Annotated in this window: 23 protein-coding genes; 9 read left to right on the forward strand and 14 right to left on the reverse strand. The window is 70.2% G+C overall.

Annotated features, from left to right (window positions below; genetic code table 11):
• From G3I65_RS00005 to G3I65_RS00020, 4 genes are all read left to right on the forward strand, one after another.
• On the forward strand, nucleotides 1-701 hold a 701-nt coding region (locus G3I65_RS00005), incomplete at its 5' end, for a PfkB family carbohydrate kinase (protein ID WP_160693509.1).
• Nucleotides 698-1,333: a nucleoside/nucleotide kinase family protein gene (locus G3I65_RS00010; RefSeq protein WP_125308919.1), complete on the forward strand. Its 636-nt coding sequence runs from the start codon at nucleotides 698-700 to the stop codon at nucleotides 1,331-1,333. The genes G3I65_RS00005 and G3I65_RS00010, both read left to right, overlap by 4 nt.
• On the forward strand, nucleotides 1,330-2,070 hold the full coding sequence (locus tag G3I65_RS00015) for an SDR family oxidoreductase (protein ID WP_160693511.1): 741 nt from the start codon (nucleotides 1,330-1,332) through the stop codon (nucleotides 2,068-2,070). The genes G3I65_RS00010 and G3I65_RS00015 overlap by 4 nt, the downstream gene beginning before the upstream one ends.
• 175 nt (nucleotides 2,071-2,245) lie before the next feature.
• The gene (locus G3I65_RS00020) at nucleotides 2,246-2,659 is read left to right on the forward strand and encodes a VOC family protein (RefSeq protein WP_125308915.1); all 414 of its coding nucleotides are present in this window, start codon (nucleotides 2,246-2,248) and stop codon (nucleotides 2,657-2,659) included.
• A 222-nt stretch (nucleotides 2,660-2,881) separates the two neighbouring features.
• On the opposite strand, the gene G3I65_RS00025 is transcribed toward G3I65_RS00020, so the two are convergent.
• From G3I65_RS00025 to G3I65_RS00040, 4 genes are all read right to left on the reverse strand, one after another.
• Nucleotides 2,882-3,550, reverse strand: a complete 669-nt coding sequence (locus tag G3I65_RS00025) for a DedA family protein (protein ID WP_160693513.1) — start codon at nucleotides 3,548-3,550, stop codon at nucleotides 2,882-2,884.
• 166 nt (nucleotides 3,551-3,716) lie between these two features.
• Complete coding sequence (locus G3I65_RS00030) at nucleotides 3,717-4,538, reverse strand: YceI family protein (RefSeq protein ID WP_160693515.1); 822 nt, start codon at nucleotides 4,536-4,538, stop codon at nucleotides 3,717-3,719.
• On the reverse strand, nucleotides 4,535-7,126 hold the full coding sequence (locus G3I65_RS00035) for an MFS transporter (protein WP_160693517.1): 2,592 nt from the start codon (nucleotides 7,124-7,126) through the stop codon (nucleotides 4,535-4,537). The genes G3I65_RS00030 and G3I65_RS00035 overlap by 4 nt, the downstream gene beginning before the upstream one ends.
• Nucleotides 7,123-7,653, reverse strand: coding sequence for a MarR family winged helix-turn-helix transcriptional regulator (locus tag G3I65_RS00040; RefSeq protein ID WP_160693519.1), 531 nt, complete (start codon nucleotides 7,651-7,653; stop codon nucleotides 7,123-7,125). The genes G3I65_RS00035 and G3I65_RS00040 overlap by 4 nt, the downstream gene beginning before the upstream one ends.
• Nucleotides 7,654-7,836: 183 nt before the next feature.
• Between G3I65_RS00040 and G3I65_RS00045 the strand changes: the two genes are divergently transcribed.
• Both G3I65_RS00045 and G3I65_RS00050 read left to right on the forward strand, forming a co-directional pair.
• Nucleotides 7,837-8,262: a PPOX class F420-dependent oxidoreductase gene (locus G3I65_RS00045; RefSeq protein ID WP_160693521.1), complete on the forward strand. Its 426-nt coding sequence runs from the start codon at nucleotides 7,837-7,839 to the stop codon at nucleotides 8,260-8,262.
• A gap of 71 nt (nucleotides 8,263-8,333) precedes the next feature.
• Nucleotides 8,334-9,725, forward strand: a complete 1,392-nt coding sequence (locus tag G3I65_RS00050; protein ID WP_163046622.1) for an FAD-binding oxidoreductase — start codon at nucleotides 8,334-8,336, stop codon at nucleotides 9,723-9,725.
• Nucleotides 9,726-9,866: 141 nt separating this feature from the next.
• On the opposite strand, the gene G3I65_RS00055 is transcribed toward G3I65_RS00050, so the two are convergent.
• The 4 genes from G3I65_RS00055 to G3I65_RS00070 all read right to left on the reverse strand — a co-directional run bounded on the left by G3I65_RS00055 (nucleotide 9,867) and on the right by G3I65_RS00070 (nucleotide 12,810).
• Nucleotides 9,867-10,571 carry a DedA family protein gene (locus tag G3I65_RS00055; RefSeq protein WP_086862411.1) on the reverse strand — a complete coding sequence of 235 codons (705 nt, stop codon included), beginning with the start codon at nucleotides 10,569-10,571 and terminating at the stop codon, nucleotides 9,867-9,869.
• A 44-nt stretch (nucleotides 10,572-10,615) separates the two neighbouring features.
• Nucleotides 10,616-10,969, reverse strand: coding sequence for a hypothetical protein (locus G3I65_RS00060; RefSeq protein WP_160693525.1), 354 nt, complete (start codon nucleotides 10,967-10,969; stop codon nucleotides 10,616-10,618).
• Nucleotides 10,970-10,994: 25 nt separating this feature from the next.
• Nucleotides 10,995-12,146 (reverse strand): N-acetylglucosamine-6-phosphate deacetylase, encoded by a 1,152-nt coding sequence (gene nagA / locus G3I65_RS00065; protein WP_160693597.1) that lies wholly within the window; start codon nucleotides 12,144-12,146, stop codon nucleotides 10,995-10,997.
• Between the two features lie 91 nt (nucleotides 12,147-12,237).
• A complete protein-coding gene (locus G3I65_RS00070) occupies nucleotides 12,238-12,810 on the reverse strand; it encodes an RNA polymerase sigma factor (protein ID WP_163046624.1) in 573 nt (190 codons plus the stop codon).
• A gap of 201 nt (nucleotides 12,811-13,011) precedes the next feature.
• Here G3I65_RS00070 and G3I65_RS00075 point away from each other — a divergent pair, with 201 nt between their 5' ends.
• Nucleotides 13,012-13,296, forward strand: a complete 285-nt coding sequence (locus tag G3I65_RS00075) for a YciI family protein (RefSeq protein ID WP_160693598.1) — start codon at nucleotides 13,012-13,014, stop codon at nucleotides 13,294-13,296.
• On the opposite strand, the gene G3I65_RS00080 is transcribed toward G3I65_RS00075, so the two are convergent.
• From G3I65_RS00080 to G3I65_RS00105, 6 genes are all read right to left on the reverse strand, one after another.
• On the reverse strand, nucleotides 13,291-14,283 hold the full coding sequence (locus tag G3I65_RS00080) for a PDR/VanB family oxidoreductase (protein WP_163046623.1): 993 nt from the start codon (nucleotides 14,281-14,283) through the stop codon (nucleotides 13,291-13,293). The two genes, G3I65_RS00075 and G3I65_RS00080, sit on opposite strands and share 6 nt — an antisense overlap.
• Entirely contained in the window at nucleotides 14,280-15,137 is an 858-nt protein-coding gene (locus G3I65_RS00085) for a metal-dependent hydrolase (protein WP_160693529.1), read from the reverse strand. The genes G3I65_RS00080 and G3I65_RS00085 overlap by 4 nt, the downstream gene beginning before the upstream one ends.
• Nucleotides 15,134-16,606, reverse strand: coding sequence for an NAD(P)/FAD-dependent oxidoreductase (locus G3I65_RS00090; RefSeq protein ID WP_160693531.1), 1,473 nt, complete (start codon nucleotides 16,604-16,606; stop codon nucleotides 15,134-15,136). The genes G3I65_RS00085 and G3I65_RS00090 overlap by 4 nt, the downstream gene beginning before the upstream one ends.
• Before the next feature lie 81 nt (nucleotides 16,607-16,687).
• The gene (locus G3I65_RS00095; protein WP_160693533.1) at nucleotides 16,688-17,161 is read right to left on the reverse strand and encodes a pyridoxamine 5'-phosphate oxidase family protein; all 474 of its coding nucleotides are present in this window, start codon (nucleotides 17,159-17,161) and stop codon (nucleotides 16,688-16,690) included.
• A 2-nt stretch (nucleotides 17,162-17,163) separates the two neighbouring features.
• On the reverse strand, nucleotides 17,164-18,075 hold the full coding sequence (locus G3I65_RS00100) for an SDR family oxidoreductase (RefSeq protein WP_160693535.1): 912 nt from the start codon (nucleotides 18,073-18,075) through the stop codon (nucleotides 17,164-17,166).
• A gap of 120 nt (nucleotides 18,076-18,195) precedes the next feature.
• A complete protein-coding gene (locus tag G3I65_RS00105; RefSeq protein WP_160693537.1) occupies nucleotides 18,196-19,101 on the reverse strand; it encodes an aldo/keto reductase in 906 nt (301 codons plus the stop codon).
• Between the two features lie 62 nt (nucleotides 19,102-19,163).
• Between G3I65_RS00105 and G3I65_RS00110 the strand changes: the two genes are divergently transcribed.
• Nucleotides 19,164-19,985: an LLM class F420-dependent oxidoreductase gene (locus G3I65_RS00110; protein ID WP_160693539.1), complete on the forward strand. Its 822-nt coding sequence runs from the start codon at nucleotides 19,164-19,166 to the stop codon at nucleotides 19,983-19,985.
• A 154-nt stretch (nucleotides 19,986-20,139) separates the two neighbouring features.
• A complete protein-coding gene (gene fbaA / locus G3I65_RS00115) occupies nucleotides 20,140-21,171 on the forward strand; it encodes a class II fructose-bisphosphate aldolase (RefSeq protein ID WP_125308885.1) in 1,032 nt (343 codons plus the stop codon).
• Nucleotides 21,172-21,210: the final 39 nt, after the last annotated feature.

Genomic DNA, 21,210 nt, shown 5'->3' on the forward strand with positions numbered 1-21,210 from the left:
CGGCCCTGCTGACCGTCCTCGGCGCACACCCGCTGGCGGCCCTCGCCCGCGCCGACCTGGAGTCCCACGGCGTCCACCTGATCGACCTGGCCCCCTCCCTGCCGGACCCGCCGCCGGTCAGCGCCGTCGCCGTCCGCGACCACGACGGCGAGCGCACCGTCGTCTCCCGCAACGCCCAAGACCGCACTTTCCTAGAGAAAGTTCCATTTTTTGGGGCTCCTGAGGTTAGTGGGGCTGATGTGGTGCTGCTGGACGGGCATCACCCGGAGCTTGCGCTGGCCGTCGCGAAGGCGGCCAGGGGTGAAGGTGTGCCGGTCGTGCTGGACGCCGGGAGCTGGAAGCCGGTGCTCGACGAGCTGCTGCCGCTGGTCGACGTCGCCGCCTGCTCCGCGCACTTCAAGGCGCCGGAGCCGGGGCTGCACGCGCGCGGCGTCCCCACCGTCATCACCACCGCCGGGCCCGGCCCGGTGCGCTGGTCCACAGCGGACGGCGGCTCGGGTGAGGTGCCTGTACCCGCCGTCGAAGCGCGGGACACACTAGGTGCGGGCGACGTCTGGCACGGCGCGCTCGCCGTGGCCGTGGCACGCGAACGGACGGTGCCGGACCGGATCCGCTTCGCCAACGAGGTGGCCGCCGAACGGGTGCGGCAGGTGGGACCGCGGTCGTGGACGACCGCGATCGTAGGAAGGAACAGGACATGACGGCGTTCGACGACTTGCTGGCCAGGGCCGAGGGCCTGACCGTGCGCGGGCAGCGCAACGTGCTGGGCATCATCGGCGCGCCCGCGTCGGGCAAGACCACGCTCGCGTGGGCGCTGGCCAACGCGCTCGGCTCGCGCGCCGCGGTGGTCGGCATGGACGGCTTCCACCTCGCGCAGGTCGAGCTGCGCCGGCTGGAGCGCACCGAGCGCAAGGGCGCGCCGGACACGTTCGACGCGGCCGGCTACTACCACCTGATCCGCCGTCTCGCCGAAGGCCGCGAGACGGTGTACGCGCCGGAGTTCCGCCGCGAGATCGAGGAGCCGATCGCCGGCGCGGTCGCCGTGCCGCCGGAGGTCCAGCTCGTCATCACCGAGGGCAACTACCTGCTGCTGCCGGACGACCCGTGGAGCGCCATCCGGCCGCTGCTCACCGAGGCCTGGTTCCTCGCGCCGGACGAGCCCGAGCGGATCGAACGGCTGGTCTCGCGCCACCGCCGTTACGGCCGTTCGCTGGTCGAGGCCCGCCGCCGCGCGCTCGGCTCGGACCAGCGCAACGCCGACCTGATCTCGCAGACGCGGGACCGCGCCGACCTGGTGCTGGAGAACCTGCCGCTGGCGAACTTCGCGATTTGACCTTCGTCGTCACGGGCGGCAGCCGCGGGATCGGCGCCGCCATCTGCGTGCTCGCGGCCCAGCGCGGCCACGACGTCGTCGTCAACTACTCGGGCGATCCCGCGCCCGCGCTCGCGGTGGCCGACGAGGTGCGTGCTTCGGGCCGGCAGGCGTTGTCGGTGCGCGCGGACGTCTCGGTGGAGGACGACGTCGTCGCGCTGTTCGACGCGGCCGCCGAGCTGGGGCCGGTGACCGGCCTGGTCAACAACGCGGCGATCACCGGCAACACCCCCGGCCGGCTCGATTCCTACGACGTGGACGTCGTCCGGCGCACCCTCGACGTCAACGTGACGGGGGTGTTCCTGTGCTGCCGCGAGGCGGTCCGCCGCATGTCGACCCGCCACGGCGGCCACGGCGGCGCGATCGTCAACATCTCCTCGACGGCGGCGCGCACCGGCTCGGCCGGCGAGTGGGTGCACTACGCGGCGTCGAAGGCCGCCGTGGACACGCTGACGTTCGGGCTGGCCCAGGAGGTCGCCGGCGAAGGCGTCCGGGTCAACGCGGTCCGGCCGGGGATGATCCGCACCGGCCTGCACGACGCGGCCGGCCTCCCCGACCGCCTCGACCGGCTCGCGCCGCAGATCCCGATGGGACGGCCGGGCGAGCCGGCGGAAATCGCCGAAGCGGTGCTGTTCCTGCTGTCGCCAGCGTCGTCGTTCACGACGGGAGCGGTACTGGAGGTCGGTGGCGGCCGGTGACCGGCTGAGTACGCTCCGGCAAACACGAATGACCTTCGGTCACCGGCGTCCGCCTGCTGGGACGGCCGGAGACGGCGAGATCACGATTGACCGGGGATATGGTCACCTCGGTTTCGGCGGGCGAACGCTGTGCAACTCTGGGAAGCCGCCACGCGAAAGGACGGCTTCGGAAGCCATGGCCAAACTCATGTCCGTGCACCACCTCGCGCTCACCGTGACCGACGTGGACCGCAGCGTGCCGTGGTACGCCCGCGTCCTCGACCTCGAGGAGGTCCTCCGGCGCGAAGAGCCGGACACGGGTCTGCGGAAGGTCGTGCTCCGCTCCGCCGGGGACGAGTTCTCCGTGGTGCTGGTGCAGCACGCGGACACCGGTAGACGCGGCTTCGACGAACACCGCGCGGGCCTCGAGCACGTGGCGTTCCGCGTGAGCTCGACGGCCGAACTGGCCGAATGGGAAGAGCGCCTCGCCGAGTTCGGCGTCTCGTACCTGCCGACGGCGCCGTCCCGCACGTTCGAGGGCTCGAAGGTGGTCGTGTTCCGCGATCCGGACGGCATCCAGCTCGAGATCTGGGCCGACCCGGAACTCTGACGCCCACCGAGTATTGGCCCGCTCGACGAGTTCTCCCGCGGCTGTCGCCGGCCCGGCGCGGGGTGCCTTGAATGACTCATTCAAGACCTCCGAAGACCTGAATGACTCATTCAAGACATCGAGGAAGCCGCCGCCGCGCGAGCCGCCGCAACGTTGCCGGGACCCCTGGCGCCGGATGGCGCGAAAGAGGCGTCAGGGCAGCCGACCCGGAACTCTGACGCCTCAGGCGCGGGCGTCGTCGCGCTCGTCGACCGGGCGCCGCATCTCCTGGCGGTAGCGCAGGACGCCGTACCCGGTGCCGACCACGAAGAACGCGATGCTGATCCACAGGGCCGCCGTCTTGACCCAGGGCAGGGCGTCCAGCAGGCCCGCGCCGTAGTAGCCGAGCAGGACCAGCGTCGGTACCCACAGCAGGCCGCCCAGTGCCGTCGCCGCCATGAAGCGGCGGGGGTCCATCCGGGCGGCGCCCGCGATCAGCGGGGCCAGCGTGCGGATCCACGGGATCCACCGGGCCGCCACGATCGCGAAGAACCCCTTGCGATCCAGGAACCGCTGCGCGCGGTCGAGGGCCTGGCGGTTGAGCACCTTGCCGTCGCGGCGGGCGATCAGCTTCGTCCCGCTGGTGCGCCCGATGTAGTAGCCGATCTGGTTGCCGAGCACGGCGACGATCAGCGCGGCCCCCGACAGGAACCACGCGTTCGCGTCCGACCCGTGCTGCGCCAGCACCACGCCGGCCCCGAACAGCAGCGAGTCACCGGGCAGGAACAGCCCGATGATCAGCGCGCATTCGACCAGCACGAAGCTCAGCACGATCACCCAGACGAGCAGCGGCCCGGCGGTGTCCAGCCAGCTCACGCCGACGCCCGCGGCCTCGATGCTCACGACGTTCACACCCGGAGCCTACGTGGCCCAGGTGAACACCCCGCGGCGAACGGTCGAATCGAGCGCGCTGGGATATTCAGGTTCGACATGCCGTGAAGGCCCCCTTACCGGCTGTAGAAACCGTGAAGGCCTCCTTCCCGGTCATAAAAGCCGGGAAGGAGGCCTTCACGGAACTTCAGAACTGCGGCAGCGACTCGCCCTGCACCGCTTCGATGTCCAGCTCGATCTTCACCGTCGTGCCGACCGCCGCGACCCCCGCCCGGACCATCGCGCTGTAGTTGATCGCGAAGTCGTTCCGGTGCAGCGTCGTCTCCGCGTGGAACGCCGCGCGCACACCGCCCCACGGGTCCGGGCCCCAGCCGCCGTACGTCAGCTCGAGCTCGATCTCGCGGCGCTCGCCGTGCAGCGTCAGCTCGCCCAGCAGCGTCCACGAGTCGACGCCGCGCTGGCGCAGCCCGGTGCTCGTGAACGTGATCACCGGGTGCACGTCGACGTCGAGGAAGTCCGGCGAGCGCAGGTGGTCGTCGCGCATCTTGATGCCGGTTTCGATGCTCGCCGCCTTGATCTCGGCGTGCACCGACGACCGCTCGGCCGGGCGGCCGATGTCGATCCGGCCGGACACGTCCGGGAACCGCGCCTTGATGCTCGCGATGCCCAGGTGCCGCGCCGTCGCCATGACCGACGAGTGCATCGGGTCGATCACCCACGGCCCGGCGGGCGGCAGGTCGATCGCCTCGGCGACCGGCGCCAGCACGACGTCGCCGAGCGAGCCGGAGCCGTCCGAGGCGATCTGCGCCGTCCGGGCGACCGGGGTGTACCCGGCCGCCGTGACGACCGCGGTGTACACACCCGCCGGGAGGCCGTCGGTGACGACCTCCCCGCGGACGTCGGCGGCCTGCCGGGCGACCTGCCGGCCGGCCGGGTCCGTGACGGTGAGCACCGCGTGCTCCACCGCCCAGCCCTCGGCCGTCCGGAAGGTCGCGCGCAAGCCGGTCATGACCGGTCGACCAGCTCGTCGAGGGCCTGGTCGTAGCCCAGCCGGACGTCGTGGTCCGCTTCGCCGCCGGTCAGCTCCACCTGGCTGGTCGCCGGCGGGTAGCCGCTCGCGACCACGGTGTACGCGCCCGCGGGCAGGTCGCTGACCACGTACCGGCCTTCGCTGTCGGTCCGCGCGACCGCCGCCACGTTGCCTTCGGCGTCGAGCACGGTGATCCGCGCGTCCGGCACGATCCGGTCGCCCTCGGTCCGCGCGGTGCCGCCGAGCAGCACCGAGCTGGCGAGCTCGACGTCGTGGCGCAGCACGCCGCTGTCCGGCACGGTCAGCGTGAGCGCGACGGGCCGGTAGCCCGCGCCGCTGGCGACCAGGGTGTACGCCCCGGCGCCGACCCCGACGAAGGCGTAGGTGCCGTCCGCGGTCGTGATGAACGCGCCGTTCACCTCGCCCCGGCTGTCGGTCAGCGTCACGGTCACGTTCGCCAGCGGGTCGCCGGTCGAGGCCGCCTTCACGGTGCCGGTCAGCTCGCCGGACCCGGTGAGCGTGACGTCGACCGTCGCCGGCCCGTTGCTGATCACGACGCTGGAGGCCTGCGGCTGGTGGCCGTGGGCCGACACGATGAGGACGTACGCGCCCGGGCCCTGGCTGGGCACCGAGTAGCTGCCGTCCGCGGCGCCGGTGGCGCGCGCGACCTGGCGGCCGCGCTGGTCGATCAGCGTCAGCGCGGCACCCGGGACGTGGCTGCCGTCCTGCCGCCGCACGTGCCCGATCACCGGGACGCCACCCGCGCCGACCGGGGTGTCGACCTCGGAGTCCGCGACAGAGTTCGTGATCGGCATCGGCAGCGCACCCGAAACGGCCTGGTAGTCGCCGTGCCCGTTCGTGCTCAGCGCGTGCTTCCCGCCGCCGACCAGCGCCGGCTCGCGGTCGGCCGGCTTGACCGGCTCGACGATCTCGGTGGGCTCGTCGGCGAAGTCGTGCTGGTCCGCCTCGAGCAGCGCCTCGCCGCCCTCCATGGCCGCCGCGGCCGGGGCCGCGTTGGTCAGCGGGATCTCCTTCATGAACAGCAGCACGATCGTGGCCAGCAGGGCCACGCCACCCGCGATGTAGAACACCGTGGTGATCGACTCGGTGAAGCCGATCAGCACCGGGGTCCGGATCGCCTCGGGCAGGTTCTGGATCCCGCTGGTGTTCTCGGACAGGTTGCCGATGCCCGCGCCGGCGCCCTCCGGCAGCTTGCCGCCGAACGCCTTCGTGATGTTGGGCAGCAGGGTGTTGAACAGGACCGTCAGGAAGATCGCGACACCGGCGGTACCACCGATCTGGCGGAAGAACGTCGCCGACGCGGTCGAGACGCCCATGTCGCTGCGCGGGCCCGCGTTCTGCACCGCGATGATCAGCGTCTGCATGCACTGGCCGAGGCCGAGGCCGATGATGGCGGCCGCGACCAGCGGGTGCCACAGCGGCGAGTCGTACTTGACCTGCGCGAAGAAGAACGCGCCACCGGCGATCAGGATGGTGCCGACGATCGGGAAGATCTTGTAGCGCCCGGTCTTCCCGGTGAGCCGGCCGGACACGATCGAGCTGGTCATGATGCCCGCCATCAGCGGCAGCATCAGCAGCCCGGACTCGGTCGGCGTGTAGCCCTGCACGACCTGCATGAACTGCGGGATCATCGTGATCGCGCCGAACATCGCGACACCGACGATGATGCCGCCGATGATCGCCACGGTGAACGTCGAGTTCTTGAACAGCCGCAGCGGGATCAGCGCGGCGTCCTTCATCAGCTTCTCGACCACGATGAACGCGATCACGCCGACACCGCCGATGACGTAGCACCAGATGGCCTTCTGGTCGCCCCAGCCCCACTTCTGGCCCTGCTCGGCGACGACCAGGAACGGCACGACCGCGACGACCATCGTCAGCGCGCCCCACCAGTCGATCTTGTGCTTGTGCGGGGTGTGCGGCACGTTCAGGACCTTCGCCACGACGAACAGCGCGAGCACGCCGATCGGGACGTTGATCAGGAAGACCCAGCGCCAGCCGGAGATGCCGGCCAGGGTGTCGAAGCCGGCGAAGAGCCCGCCCAGGACCGGGCCCAGCACGGTCGAGAGGCCGAAGACGGCCAGGATGTAACCCTGGTACTTGGCGCGTTCACGCGGCGGCACGATGTCGCCGAGGATGGTCATGGCCAGCGACATCAGACCGCCGGCGCCGAGACCCTGGACCGCGCGGAACGCGGCCAGCTCGTACATCGACTGCGAGAACGTCGAGGCCAGCGAACCGGCGACGAAGATCGTGATCGCGGCCAGGTAGAACGGCTTGCGGCCGTAGATGTCGGACAGCTTGCCGTAGATCGGCGTGACGATCGTCGAGGTGATCAGGTACGCCGTGGTCGCCCACGCCTGCAGGTCGAAGCCGTGCAGGTCGTTGGCGATCTTGACGATCGACGTGCCGACGATCGTCTGGTCCAGCGCGGCGAGGAACATGCCGCACATCAGGCCGCTCAGGATCGTGACGATCTGGCGGTGGGTCAGCCGGGGTGGTTGCCCCACCTCGGGTTTGGCGACTGCTTCGGTGGTGGAACTCATGCGTTGGCCCCCTTGGCCGGAGCACCGGCGGACGCGTGCGCGTCGGCCAGCTGTGGAGAGTGGTTCTCGATACCTGTGTTGAGCCGGCCGAAGAGGCGGTTCAGGGTCTGGATTTTCCCGTCCGTCCAGTCCCCGAGCACTTCGGCCAGCCACTGGTTGCGCAGCTTGCGGTTCTCTTCGAAGACCCGCATGCCCTCGGAGGTCGGCGCGAGCAGGCACGCCCGGCCGTCTTCGGGGTCGGCCTGGCGTTCGACCAGGCCGTGCTGCACGAGGGAGCTCGACTGCCTGCTGATCGTGGAGATCTCGGAGTGGAGCGACTCCGCGAGCCGGCTGGTGCGCTGCGGGCCCTCGTGGATGAGGGTGAAGAGGATCGCGTACGCCGCCCGCTCGATGCCGTCCGGGCCCTGCTTGGAAACCTGCGACTTCGCCTTGTTGATCAGGCGGACCAGGCGCACGAGCTCGTGGCCGAGCTGGTCGGCGAGGTCGAGTTCGGCGGTGGGCCGGGTGGCGGAGCTGTTCGGTGCCATGAGGGTCCTTCAACGGCGTTGGTTGGCGGCTGCAACTAGTTGCCTCAGGCAAGGATGTGCCTTCACCACCGGTTATGCAAGCGGACGGGCGCTCGGTGTGTCCGAACACACTTTAGTTGCCGTATGCAAGCAGATTTCCTCCGGGCTGCGGAACAACGGCGGCGCTCGCCGGTTGGAGAAGGTATGACCGACGACACAGCGTTGAAGGACTTCCTCGCCGCCCACCGCCACGGCGTCCTCGCCACGATCCGGCGTGACGGGCGGCCCCAGCTGTCCACGATCACGTACCTGTATGACCGGGAATCGGCCACGATAATCGCGTCGATCACCGAGACCAGGGCGAAGGCGAAGAACATGCGCCGCGACCCGCGGGTGACGTTCCACGTCGGCAGCGAGGACGGCTGGAGCTACGTGGTCGCGGAGGGCCGCGCGTCGCTCACGGCGCCGGCGGCAGCACCGGACGACGAGACGGTCGAGGCGCTGGTCGACTACTACCGCCGGGCGGCGGGCGAGCACCCGGACTGGGCCGAGTACCGCGCGGCCATGGTCGCCGACCAGCGGGTGCTGCTCACGATCCACGTCGAGAAGCTGCTCGGCCTGGTCCGGTGACGGCTGCTCCGCGCGGCTGGTTTTGAAACTTTACTTCCGCAGTGCGGACTCTTCGGGCTTACGATGAGGCCATGAGCAACGAAGCCCTGGTCACCAAGCTCCGCGACCTGCTCGGCAAGAGCGCCGTGCTCACCGACACCGACGTGACGGCGTCGTACGCGCGCGACATGATGCCGCTGGCGCCCTCCGGCAAGCCCTTGGCGGTGGTGCTGCCGGCGAACACCGAGCAGGTCCAGGCGGTGGTCAAGGCGTGCGCCGAAGCGGGGGTGCCGATCGTGCCGCGCGGCGCGGGCAGCGGCCTGTCCGGCGCGGCGAACGCGATCGACGGCTGCGTGACGCTGTCGCTCACCAAGCTGAACGAGATCGTCGAGATCGACCCGGGCAACCGGCTGGCCGTGGTGCAGCCCGGCGTCGTCAACCTGGATTTCCGCACCGCCGTGGAGAAGCACGGGCTGTTCTACCCGCCGGACCCGTCCAGCTACGACTGGTGCACGATCGGCGGCAACCTGTCGACCAACGCGGGCGGCCTCTGCTGCGTGAAGTACGGCGTCACGACCGACTCGGTGCTCGGCCTCGAGGTCGTCCTGGCGGACGGGTCGCTGCTGAAGACGGGCCGCCGGACGGTCAAGGGCGTGGCGGGCTACGACCTGGCCCGCCTGTTCGTCGGCAGCGAGGGCACGCTCGGCGTCATCACGCAGGCGACGGTCCAGCTCAAGCCGCTGCCCCAGGCCCCGGCCACCCTGGTCGCGGGCTTCTCGACGACCGAGGCGGCCGGCGAGGCCGTGGCGCGGGTGGTGCGCGAAGGGCTCGTGCCGTCGCTGCTGGAGATCATGGACGCGTCGTCGATCAAGGCGTCCGAGACGTACCTGAAGACGGACCTGGGCGCGGGCTCGGACTGCCAGGCCCTGCTGCTGGGCCAGTCCGACGCGGGCGGCGAGGTCGCCCGCCGCGAGCTGGCGGCCCTGGAGCAGATCTGCGTGGACTGCGGCGCCGACCTGGCGTACACGACGGAGGACCTCGAAGAGGGGCGGATGCTGCTGCAGGCCCGCCGGGTGGTCCTGACCGCGCTGGAGACGTACGGGCTGTGGCTCACCGACGACGTCTGCGTACCGCGCACGCGCATCGCCGAGCTGATCCGCGGCTGCGAGAAGATCAGCGCCGAGGTGGGCCTGCGGATCGCGGTGGTCGGGCACGCCGGCGACGGCAACATGCACCCGACGATCGTGTACCAGCCCGACGACCCGGACGAGTTCGCGCGGGCCCAGCGGGCGTTCGACGAGATCCTCGAGGTGGGGCTGTCGCTCGGCGGGACGGTGACAGGGGAGCACGGGGTCGGGAAGATCAAGCGCGAGTGGCTGGCGCGGGAGATCGGGCCGGTCGGGATGCGGGTGCACCGGCAGATCAAGGCAGCTTTGGATCCGGGGAACCTGTTCAACCCGGGGTCGATGTTCTCGATGACCTGAGCCGCTGGCCGGGCGTCCTGAATGACTCATTCATGTCGTCGGACGACATGAATGAGTCATTCACGTCATCCCAGCCGCACCGCCGGGACGGAAAAGGGCCCCACCGCCGACCGGTGGGGCCCCAAACTCCGCTGAAGTACCTCAGTCCTTGATCCGCGGGATCCGCTGCGTGACCTCCGGGTCCGCCGAAGACAGCGCCGCCTTCTTCTCGCGCCGCGCCTTCAGGTACTCCAGGACGATCGGGACCACCGACACCAGCACGATGAGCACGAAGATCGCGTCGACGTTGTTCGCGATGAACGACACCCCGCCCAGCAGCGAGCCCAGCACCGTGATGCCCGCGGCCCACAGGATGCCGCCGATGACCGTGTACGTGAAGTAGCGCTTCGGGTCCATGCGGCCGATGCCCGCGATCCACGTGATGAACGTCCGCACGAACGGCACGAACCGGGCCAGCACCACCGCCTTGGGGCCGTGCTTCTCCAGGAATTCGTGCGTCTTGTCGACGTACTCCTTCTTGAAGAACTTCGAGTCCGGCCGGTTGAACAGCTTGGGCCCGACGAAGTAGCCGATGTAGTACCCGACCACGTTGCCGAGCAGGGCCGCGACCGTCACCAGGACGCAGACCAGCCACAACGGCGCGTCGAGGGTGCCGTTCGCGATGAACAGGCCGGCCGTGAACAGCAGGGAGTCACCGGGCAGCACCGGGAAGATGCTGCTCTCGATGAAGATGATCAGGCACAGCACCGCGATGACCGGCGTCGTCAGGCCGCTCAGCAGGTGCTGCGGGTCCAGCCATGACGGCAGCAGCGACATCGTGTTGACCGTGCTCTGGGCGAGAATCACCTCAAAAACGGTACAGGGTCACCCTGAGTCGTTACTGAGACCCGTCAGACCAGCGTGAGCAGGCCCACCACGGACCCCGCCGCGAGGCCCAGCAGCACCGCCAGCAGCAAGATCCAGTACGCGGGCAGCTGCGCCGACCCACGCGGGGGTGGCGGCGCCGGGGTGTACGCCGTCGGCGCCTCGGAGACGGGGTCCAGTGCCGCGCGCTCGCGCTCCAGTGAGTCCGCGCTCGCGCCCGAGAGCAGGCCGTACGCCGAGGGCAGCTCGTTGATCGCGCTGGTCGGGACGGCGTCGGTCGCCGGTTCCGGGTCGCGGGCGGGTGACGCCGAAGGGGCGAAGACGGCTTGCGCGCGAAGGGCGTCCGCCAGCAGCTGCTCGGGGTCCTTCGGCTCGCTCATCTCCGCCCGTCCTCGTTCGGGAAACCTAGGTGCTCAAGGTAGCCGTACCCACTTCGGCGACCCATTCACCCCGGCGCAGCACCTTCGACGGCCGCAGGTCCTGGTCGAGGACCACGATGTCGGCCTCGTGGCCGGCGCACAGCATGCCCGTGCGGTCGGCGATGCCGAGCAGCTCCGCGGGCCGTTGGGACGTCGCGTGCACCGCGTCCAGGACGCCGAGTTTCGCACCCCGGACCAGATTGCGGAAGGCGGTGTCCATCGTCAGGGTGCTGCCGGCCAGCGAGCCGTTGTCGGCGAGGGTCGCGACGCCGTCGTGGACGTCGACCTCGAGGCGGCCCAGCGTGTAGCGGCCGTCGGCCGCGTCGGTGGCCGACATCGCGTCGGTGATGAGGACCGTGCGGTCGCGGCCCGCGTGCTTCGCGGCCAGCCGGACCACCGTCGGGTGCAGGTGGACCAGGTCGCAGATGAGCTCGATCGTGATGCGCTCGTCATCGAGCAGTGCCCCGATCGGGCCGGGTTCGCGGTGGTGGAGCGGGCGCATCCCGTTGAACAGGTGCGTCGCGACCGAGGCGCCCGCGTCGATGGCGGGCAGCAGCTGCTCCTCGACGCCGTCGGTGTGGCCGATGGCGGCGATGACGCCGGACTCGGCCAGCTGCCGGACGGCCTTCACACCGCCGTGCAGCTCGGGGGCGATGGTGACCATCCGGATCGCGCCCTGGCCCGCGCGCAGGAGCTTTTCGACCGTGCCGGTGTCCGGCTCGAGGAGCGTCTCGGGGTCGTGGGCGCCGCAGCGGGCCTTCGAGATGAAGGGCCCTTCCAGGTGGATGCCCGCGACCTCGCCGTCCTGGACGATCTCGCGCAGCGCGGCGACCTGCTCACGCAGGATGTCGACCGGGTCGGAGACCAGGCTGGCCAGCATGGTCGTGGTGCCGTGACGGCGGTGCGCCCGCACCGCCGTCAGGAGTTCCTCCGGATCGAGGGAGGTGAACGAAGCACCTCCCCCGCCGTGGCAGTGGGTGTCGATGAACCCGGGGACGACGAGCGCCCCTCCGACGTCCACGTGCTCGCCGGACGGCGGGGTCCCGGAACCCACGCCGGCGATCCGCCCGTCGGAGACGGCTACCCAGCCGTCGTCGAGTACACGGTCCGGGGCGGCGACCCGGCCGCCCATGATCACGAAATCTCCGGCGCCTCTCACGCACCCCAGCATATATTGGTCTGGACCAAGCATGGTGATACGACTCAGTGATCGGAATGGTCCACCCGGGTCACTGTGGCGCTTGCATGGCCTTCTGGAGTGCCTCGAGCGCCCGGCTGGCGGTCGATTTAACGGTACCCTTGGAAATGCCTGCCGCCTCAGAGATTTCGGCTTCGCTCAGCCCTCCGTAGTAACGGAGCACCAGCACTTCGCGCTGGCGGGGCGGCAACTTGGACAAGGCGGACACGACGGCCTGGTGCTCGCTGGAGAGCATCGCGAGGCTCTCGGCGGACCGGGCGTTCACGGCGTGCGGCGGCACGTACTCGCGGGCGGTCTTGCGCCGGCGCAGCACGCTGCGCGACCCGTTGACCACGGCGGTGCGCAGGTAGCCGACGGCGGCCGCGGCGTCCCGGAGCCGTCCCCAGTTGCGGTGCAGGCCGGTGAAGGCCTCCTGGACGACGTCTTCCGCGGTCGCGGGCTCGTCGACCAGCAGGATCGCCAGCCGGACCAGCCGCATCCGGTGCTGCCGGTAGAGGTCTTCGAGGGTCAGCGGCGCGGCTGTCTGCGCCGGGGCCGGACCGTCCATGACCCGCAGGTGGCCGAGGGTCGCCTCGACACTGCGTTCCGCATTGCCCTCGAGCATGAACCCCTGCCTGTCTCCGACCCCGGTTTGCACGGTGCGTCGCGTCAGCAGGTTCACGGTATTCACAGCGCTCACACAGGTACTGACGCACGCCCAGCCTATCGGGTTGACCCTCCGTCGCCACAGATCGGATGCTGGGACACGACTGTGACACGGGTAGCGTCGGTGCCGTCCCGCCCGCGCCTGCCACCGGAGATCCACATGGCCTGGTACCTCGTCGAAATCACCTACGTCCAGGAGAAGCTCCAGGAGGTGCGGCCGCGCCACCGCGAGTTCCTGGGCAAGCTGGCCGAGCAGGGCCGCGTCGCGGTCGCCGGCCCGCTGGGCGACGGCACCGGCGGCCTCACGCTCTACCAGGCCGACGACGAGGCGCACCTCAAGGAGACGATCGACCAGGACCCGTACTTCCTGGAGGGGGTCGTCGCCGAGCGCAGCGTCCGCGAGTTCAAGCCGGTGATCGGCGCCTGGCTGCCCGACGGGTCATAGGTCGAGCACCGCGGGGCCGCGGTCGACGCAGATCCGCATCGATCCGCCGTCGGCCGTCGGCACCGCGCAGGTCCCGCAGAAACCCTGGCGGCACGAGTACGGCGTCCCCGGCCGGGCGGCCAGGAGGACGTCCAGCGCGCTGCGGTCGCCCGGGACGTCGAACACCTGCCCCGACCGGCGCAGCGTCAGCCGGAACGGCGCCCCGGAGACGATCGGCGGCGGCGCGAACCGCTCGAAGTGCACGGCTTTCGCGCTGGTCAGCGCCAGATCCACGCGGACGCCGGTGATCATCGGCACCGGGCCGCAGCAGTACACCGCCGCCCCTTCGGGCAGATCTTCCAGCAGCTCCGCACCCGACGCCGGGACGCCGTATTCGGTGTCCGGGCGGATCCGCACGCGTTCGTCGTCCGGCAGCTCGTCGAGGAACGGCATCGACTCCCGGCTGCGACCGGTGTAGACCAGCCGCCAGTCGGCGCCCCGCGCCGCGGCCGCGCGGACCATCGGCAGGATCGGCGTGATCCCGATGCCGCCGGCGATGAACAGGAACGGCCCCTCGCCGACGAACGGGAACGCGGTCCGGGGGCCCCGGACGGTCACCCGCGTGCCCGGCTCGAGCGCGTGGACCTCGCTCGACGCGGCGCCGATCTTCCGCACGGCGACGCGGTAGTGGCCGGTGTCGGCCGGGTCGCCGCACAGCGAGTACTGCCGCACCAGCCCGGACGGCAGCACGAGGTCGAGGTGCGCACCGGGCCGCCAGCCCGGCAGCGGCGAGCCGTTCGCGAGCCGCAGGCTGACGACGTCCTCGGCTTCGGCGTGGACGCTCTCGACCACCAGCGGCAGGTCCCGGTCGACCGCGCGCACCGGCGGCCGCCGCTTGCCGCTCCACCCCGACAGCCGGCGGTAAACGCCCACCACGCCGACCAAAGTGGACAGCAGGAGGTCGGTCCGGTCGCTGCCGTCCAGCCGGGTGGGCCGGCCGAGGGTCACCCCGCCGCCCGGGCGGCCGGGGAGCTCGCCAGGTACGCCACGGCCTGCTCGGTGTTCCCGGTCTCGGTCGGGTGGTAGCCCTTCCGGAAGTACGGCCGGATCTCCCGCAGCAGCTGGCGTCCGGTCGGCAGCAGCCCCCGCTTCGCCGCCCGGCGGTACGCCCGCAGCGTCGCGCGCCCGGGACGGGTCGGGTCGTTGCGCATCAGGTACCGGGTGCCGCGCGAGAACACCCACGCCAGCACCGGCGTCACCGCCGCCATGCTGCGCACCCGGCGCGTGTATCGGCCGTCGAGGTGCATGAACAGGTCGAACGCGACCGACCGGTGTTCGACCTCTTCGGCGCCGTGCCAGCGCAGCAGGTCCAGCATCACCGGGTCGGCGCCCGCCTCCTCCAGGGGCGCGTCGAGCACCCACTGGCCGAGGAACGCGGTGTAGTGCTCGATCGCGGCGACGATCCCCAGCCGCTCGACCAGCCACTCTTCGGCCTTCGCGCCGGTCAGGTCGCGGTCGCCGAGCAGCTTCCGGAACAGCCACTCCATCTGGGCGATGAACGGCCGCACCGGCACGCCGGCGGCCTCGAGGTGCGCCGCGGCGCCGTCGTGGGCCTCCGCGTGCACCGCCTCCTGGCCGATGAAGCCGAGGACGTCCGCCTTGAGCCGCTCGTCGCGGATCAGCGGGACCGCCTGCTTGAACACCTCGACGAACCACCGCTCGCCTTCGGGCAACGCCAGGTGCAGGACGTTGATGGTGTGCGTGACCTGCGGTTCGCCGGGGACCCAGTGCATCGGCAGCGTCGCCCAGTCGAACTTGACGTCCCGGGCGTGCAGCACGAGCTGCTCGTCCGGCGAGGTCATGACGCGCGGCCGGACAGCTCGTAGTCCGCCGGGTCGACCCTGCGCGTCTCCAGCCAGTAGCGCCAGGTGAAGCCGGGCCAGATCGTCCGGTTCACGCCCTTGGCGTCGAGGTACCAGCTCTTGCAGCCGCCCTGCGTCCAGACGCCCTTGACCAGCTTGTCCTGGATCTCTTCCTGGAACTTGTCCTGCACGCCCGGCCGCACGTCGAGCGCGGCGGCGTCGCGGGACTCGGCGAGCTTGATGGCGTCGACGACGTATTTCGACTGCGACTCGATCATGAACACGACGGAGTTGTGGCCCAGCGCGGTGTTCGGCCCGAGCAGGAAGAACAGGTTCGGGAAGCCGGACACGGTGATGCCCTTGTGCGTCCGCATCCCCTCGGCCGCCCACTCCTTGGCGAGGTCGCGGCCGTCGACGCCGGTGATGTCGAGGTACTCCAGCGCGTCGGTGACCTTGAACCCGGTGCCGTAGATGATCGCGTCGACCTCGTGCTCCACGCCCGCGGCGTCGACGATCGAGTGCGCCTTGACCTCCTTGATCCCGGACGTGTTGACGTCGACGTTCGGCCGGTTCAGCGCCGGGTAGTAGTCGTTGGAGATCAGGACGCGCTTGCAGCCCATGGTGTAGTCCGGCGTGACCTTCTTGCGCAGCGACGGGTCCTTGACGCCCTTCGCGATGTGCCGCTTCGCGATGAGTTCGCCGGCCTTCATGATCGCCGGGTGGCCGTTGAAGCCGACCGCGCGGACTTCGAGGAACCAGTACAGCGCGTTGCGATAGGCCCGCTGGGTGCCCGGGACGCGCTTGAACAGCGTCCGCGCCCACGACGGCATCGCGTGGTCGGGCTTCGGCATGATCCACGGCGGCGTGCGCTGGAAGAGCGTCAGCTCGGCGACGTCCGGGGCGATCTTCGGGACGAACTGGACCGCGCTGGCGCCGGTGCCGACCACGGCGACCTTCTTGCCGCGCAGGTCGTACTCGTGGTTCCACTGCGCGGAGTGCCAGGTCTGGCCCTTGAACTTCCCGATCCCGGGCAGCTCGGGGACCTGCGGGATGTGCAGGCCGCCGACGCCGGAGACGAGGAACTGCGCGACGAACTCGCGGCCGTCCTTGGTCGTCGCCGTCCAGCGGCGCTCGCGCTCGTCCCAGTGCGCGCCGGTGAGCTCGACGCCGAACCGGATCTTCTCGCGCAGCCGGTACTTGTCCGCGACACCCTTGAGGTACTCGAAGATCTCCGGCTGCGGCGAGAACGACCGCGACCAGTCCGGGTTCTGCTCGTACGAGAACGAGTACATGTGCGACTGCACGTCGCACGCGCACCCGGGGTAGGAGTTGTCGCGCCAGGTGCCACCCACCTCGGTGGCCTTCTCCAGGATCACGTAGTCCCGGATGCCGGCCTTTTCGAGCTGGATCGCCTGGCCGAGCCCGGAAAACCCGGTGCCCACGATCACGACCTTGAACCGCTCGGTCATCTGTCGGCCTCCGCTGCTTCGAGGATGCTGCCCAGATGACGTTACCTCAAGTAACAGTTACTTGGAAGTACTCCCTACCGATCAGTACGTCCCGCCGAGCTTGCCGTGGTTCCAGCTGGCGACCTTGGTCGGCCGGAAGATCAGCCCGATGCGCTTGGGGGCCTGACCTGCGATGAAGGCTTTGAGTTCGTCGGGAACGGGGTCGCCCGGCTTGGCGCCCGCGTACCGCTGCATGAGCTCGATCCCCATCCGGGTGACCTCGGCGGTGTCCTCGACGATCTCGACGTCGGCCTCGAAGGAGACGCCGCGGAGCTTCTCGTAGCTGTCGCCGTCCTCGACGAGCACGGTCGCTTGCGCGAGCCGCCGCAGGTTCTTGGCCTTCTGGGACGTGCCGTACGTCCAGGTCGCGACGCCGTCTTCGTGCGGGAAGTACCAGAGCGGCGCGAGGTGCGGCCGCCCGTTCGGGCCGACGCTGGCGACGTTGATGACCTTTTGCCCGGCGAGGTACTCGCGGACCTCGTCCTCGGTCATCCTGATCTGGTCACGACGGGACATGTTCACCCCTTGGTGGCGGCTCGCCCGCCGTGGCCGGTGACCGCCGACTCGAACGCGCCGCGGGCCTCGATGTCGGCCAGCGCGGCCTTGTCCGCCGACGGTACCCGGCTGCGCGAGCCGATCTCGATGATCGGCGGCAGGAACGCGCGGAGCAGCTTCAGCCCGCCGACCCAGCGCGGCACGTGGATGGTCCGGGCGCGCTTGAGGATGCCCGCTTCGAGGTCGTCCAGCGCGGTGTCGAGCGGGTAGGTCTTGCCGATCAGGCCCGGCATCGACGCGCGGAGCTTGCCGAACACGGGGTGCGCGTCGGCGCTCTCGACCAGGTCGGTGCGGATCCACGTCGGGTGCGCGACGCCGACCTTCACGCCCAGGTGGGCGACCTCGGCGCGGAGGCTGTTGGAGAACGCTTCGACGCCGGCCTTCGCGGCGGCGTAGTTGGCCATGCCCGGCGCATGCGTGATCGCGGCGAGGCTGGAGATGGCGAGCAGGTAGCCCTTGCGCTCGATGACGTGCGGGAGCGTGACGCGGAACGTCCGCCAGACGCCGAGCAGGTCGACCTCGATGACCTTCTCGAACGCGGCCCGGTCGACCGAGCGGACGAAGCCCGCGGTCGCGATGCCGGCGTTGGCGATGACGATGTCGATGCCCCCGAAGTGCTCGACGACGCCCTTGGTGGCCTGCCCGAGAGCGTCCCAGCTGGTGACGTCGGCTTCCCAGGCGTGCGCGTTCGGGCCGATCCGGTCGGCGACCTTCTGCTGCTCTTCGGCTTCGAGGCCGACGAGGGCGACCTTCGCGCCGCGCGCGGCGAGCCGCTCGGCCAGCCCCGCGCCGATGCCGCGGGCCGCGCCGGTGATCAGCACGACCTTCCCGTCGACCTTCTTGGTGCCGCTCAGCAGCGAAAACGGGTTGGCCACGGTGCCCTCCTAGATGTCACTTGAGGGCACCGTACCTCACCTTACCCGCAGTAAGCTACCCAAGAGTAGGCGCCACTTTCGGCGAGAAAGTTGCGTCGTCAGGGCCTCGGTACGCATCTTTCATAGGGAAAGTGACGCTACTTCGTCTGGAGTCAGGTCGAGGGTGACGGACGCGATCAGGTCGGTCAGCTGCTCCGGCGTGCGGGCGCTGGCGATCGGGGCGGCGACCGTCGGCTGCTGCCGGAGCCAGGCCAGCGAGACCGTGGCCATCGAGACGTCGTGGGCTTTGGCGACGGCGTCGAGCTTGGCCAGGACGCGCTCGCCACCGTTGTCCAAATAGGACTCGGCGCGGGCCGCGCGCGGGCTGTCGGTCACGTCGCCCTTCGCGCGGTACTTGCCGGTCAGGAAGCCCTTCGCGAGGGAGAAGTACGGCAGCGTGGCCAGGCCTTCGCGCTCGACGAGCGGGGCCAGCTCGCGCTCGTAGTCGCGCTCGACGAGGTTGTAGTGCGGCTGCAGCACGGCGTACCGCGCGAGACCGTTCGCGTCCGAAATGGACAGTGCTTCGCCGAGCCGCTCGGCGCTGTAGTTGGACGCGCCGAGGTAGCGGACCTTGCCCGCGCGGACCAGGGCGTCGAACGCGCTCAGCGTCTCCTCGAGCGGGGTGTCCGGGTCGTCGACGTGGGCGTAGTAGAGGTCGATGCGGTCGGTCTTGAGGCGGCGCAGCGAGTCCTCGGCCGCGGCCTGGATGTTCTTCGCGGACAGGCCCGGGCGGCCCTGCCACATGCCGACCTTGGTCGCGACGACGACGTCGTCCCGGTTGCCGCGCGCGGCCAGCCAGTCGCCGAGGATCTCCTCGGAGCCACCGCCCCCGCCGTAGAGGTCGGCGGTGTCCACGAAGTTGCCGCCGGCGGCGGTGTAGGCGTCCAGCACCGCGAAGGACTGGGGCGCGTCCGCCGTCCAGCCGAAGACGTTGCCGCCGAGGTTGAGGCCGTACACGTCGAGGTCGGTGTTGCCCAGCTTGGTCATGTCTTCGACAGTAGTTCGCCGATCCGGGAGGAAAATCGCCGTCCCGCGCGTTGGAGTGTTCCATGGCAATCGAACTCGGCAAGCTCGGTATCTGGCGGCACTACTCGGGCGTCGACGCGCAGTTCGCGGCGGAGGCGGAGAAGCTCGGCTACGGCGCGATCTGGCTGGGGTCGTCCCCGACCGGCGACCTGTCCTACGTCGACGATCTCCTCGCGGCGACGGACTCGCTGGTCATCGCGACCGGCATCGTGAACATCTGGCAGGACGAGCCCGCGGACATCGCCCGCGTGTACGAGCGGATCGCGGGCAAGTACCCGGACCGCTTCCTGCTCGGCGTCGGCGCGGGTCACCGCGAAGCGACGAAGGAGTACAAGAAGCCGTACGCGGCGCTGGTCGACTACCTGGACGGCCTGGACGCGGCCGGCGTGCCCGTCGAAGGCCGCGCGCTGGCGGCGCTCGGCCCGAAGGTCGTCAAGCTCGCCGGTGACCGCACCGCGGGCGCGCACCCGTACCTGACGACGCCGGAGCACACGCGCGAGACGCGCGAGATCCTGGGTGAGGGCAAGCTGCTGGCCCCGGAGCACAAGGTGGTCCTCGGCACCGACGCCGCCGAGACCCGGGCGATCGGCCGCAAGACCGTCAAGTTCTACCTCGGCCTCTCGAACTACGTCGCCAACCTGCGGAAACTCGGCTTCACCGACGAGGACCTCGAGGGCGAGGGCAGCGACCGCCTGGTCGACGCGCTGGTCCTCCAGGGCGACGCCCCGACCGTGGCTCGCGGCGTGTCGGCCCACCTCGAGGCGGGTGCCGACCACGTCAACATCCAGGTGCTCAACGAAGACCCCTGGCCGGCCTACCGCGCGCTGGCGTCCGAGCTGCTGTGATCTCCGTCCGGCCGCCGGTGCGCCCGGCGGCCGGACACCCTCCTTCTGAACCGATTCGACGTGCGGGGAAGTTTCTGCGCGGGGACCGGTGTGCGGCGGCGGTACACCTCGTACGATGCGGTCGGGACCCACCCTGTGCCAAGGAGGAGTAACGATGCCCATCGCCACCCCCGAGGTCTACGCGGAGATGCTCGACCGGGCCAAGGCGAACGAGTTCGCCTACCCGGCCATCAACGTGACCTCGTCCGAGACCGTGAACGCCGCCATCCGCGGCTTCGCCGAGGCGGAGAGCGACGGCATCATCCAGTTCTCCACCGGCGGCGCCGAATTCGCGTCCGGCCAGAAGGTCAAGGACATGGTCACCGGCGCCACCGCCCTGGCCGAATTCGCCCAGGTCGTCGCCGCCAAGTACGACGTCAACGTCGCACTGCACACCGACCACTGCCCCAAGGACAAGCTCGACGGCTTCGTCCGCCCGCTCATCGAGATCTCCGCCGAGCGCGTCAAGAACGGCCAGAACCCGCTCTTCCAGTCCCACATGTGGGACGGCTCCGCGATCGACCTCGACGAAAACCTCGAGATCGCGCAGGAACTGCTGGCCAAGACCGCCGCCGCGAACATCATCCTCGAGGTCGAGATCGGCGTCGTCGGCGGCGAAGAAGACGGCGTCGAAGCCGAAATCAACGAGAAGCTCTACACCGCCGAAGGCGACTTCCTCAAGACCATCGACGCCCTCGGCGCCGGCGAGAAGGGCCGCTACCTGCTCGCGGCGACCTTCGGCAACGTCCACGGCGTGTACAAGCCGGGCAACGTCAAGCTCCGCCCCGACGTCCTCAAGGGCGGCCAGGAAGCCGCAGCCAAGAAACTCGGCCTCGACGCCGGGTCGAAGCCGTTCGAGCTGGTCTTCCACGGCGGTTCGGGTTCGCTGCCGGAGGAGATCCGCGAGGCGGTGTCCTACGGCGTGGTGAAGATGAACGTCGACACCGACACCCAGTACGCGTTCACCCGCCCGATCGTGGACCACTTCTTCAAGAACTACGACGGCGTCCTGAAGATCGACGGCGAGGTCGGCAACAAGAAGGTCTACGACCCGCGTTCGTACCTGAAGGCGGCTGAGGCCGGGATGGCTCAGCGCGTGGTGGAGGCCTGCCAGGCGCTCGGCTCGGCGGGGACGAAGCTCAAGTAAGTCTCTTCGCGCGAAGGGGCGGCACTTTCACGTGAAAGT

Origin of the sequence: Amycolatopsis sp. SID8362, assembly GCF_010550475.1 — a bacterium.
In the GTDB taxonomy this organism is placed as follows: Bacteria; Actinomycetota; Actinomycetes; order Mycobacteriales; family Pseudonocardiaceae; genus Amycolatopsis; species Amycolatopsis eburnea.

What these genes read in the sequence shown, in the direction of transcription:
- G3I65_RS00010 (WP_125308919.1), top strand. Translation starts at nt 698, where the DNA reads ATGACGGCGTTCGACGACTTGCTGGCCAGGGCCGAGGGCCTGACCGTG.
- G3I65_RS00020 (WP_125308915.1), top strand. Translation starts at nt 2,246, where the DNA reads ATGGCCAAACTCATGTCCGTGCACCACCTCGCGCTCACCGTGACCGAC.
- G3I65_RS00030 (WP_160693515.1), bottom strand. Translation starts at nt 4,538, where the DNA reads ATGACCGGCTTGCGCGCGACCTTCCGGACGGCCGAGGGCTGGGCGGTG.
- G3I65_RS00035 (WP_160693517.1), bottom strand. Translation starts at nt 7,126, where the DNA reads ATGAGTTCCACCACCGAAGCAGTCGCCAAACCCGAGGTGGGGCAACCA.
- G3I65_RS00040 (WP_160693519.1), bottom strand. Translation starts at nt 7,653, where the DNA reads ATGGCACCGAACAGCTCCGCCACCCGGCCCACCGCCGAACTCGACCTC.
- G3I65_RS00045 (WP_160693521.1), top strand. Translation starts at nt 7,837, where the DNA reads ATGACCGACGACACAGCGTTGAAGGACTTCCTCGCCGCCCACCGCCAC.
- G3I65_RS00050 (WP_163046622.1), top strand. Translation starts at nt 8,334, where the DNA reads ATGAGCAACGAAGCCCTGGTCACCAAGCTCCGCGACCTGCTCGGCAAG.
- G3I65_RS00060 (WP_160693525.1), bottom strand. Translation starts at nt 10,969, where the DNA reads ATGAGCGAGCCGAAGGACCCCGAGCAGCTGCTGGCGGACGCCCTTCGC.
- G3I65_RS00070 (WP_163046624.1), bottom strand. Translation starts at nt 12,810, where the DNA reads ATGCTCGAGGGCAATGCGGAACGCAGTGTCGAGGCGACCCTCGGCCAC.
- G3I65_RS00075 (WP_160693598.1), top strand. Translation starts at nt 13,012, where the DNA reads ATGGCCTGGTACCTCGTCGAAATCACCTACGTCCAGGAGAAGCTCCAG.
- G3I65_RS00085 (WP_160693529.1), bottom strand. Translation starts at nt 15,137, where the DNA reads ATGACCTCGCCGGACGAGCAGCTCGTGCTGCACGCCCGGGACGTCAAG.
- G3I65_RS00090 (WP_160693531.1), bottom strand. Translation starts at nt 16,606, where the DNA reads ATGACCGAGCGGTTCAAGGTCGTGATCGTGGGCACCGGGTTTTCCGGG.
- G3I65_RS00095 (WP_160693533.1), bottom strand. Translation starts at nt 17,161, where the DNA reads ATGTCCCGTCGTGACCAGATCAGGATGACCGAGGACGAGGTCCGCGAG.
- G3I65_RS00105 (WP_160693537.1), bottom strand. Translation starts at nt 19,101, where the DNA reads ATGACCAAGCTGGGCAACACCGACCTCGACGTGTACGGCCTCAACCTC.
- G3I65_RS00110 (WP_160693539.1), top strand. Translation starts at nt 19,164, where the DNA reads ATGGCAATCGAACTCGGCAAGCTCGGTATCTGGCGGCACTACTCGGGC.
- fbaA (WP_125308885.1), top strand. Translation starts at nt 20,140, where the DNA reads ATGCCCATCGCCACCCCCGAGGTCTACGCGGAGATGCTCGACCGGGCC.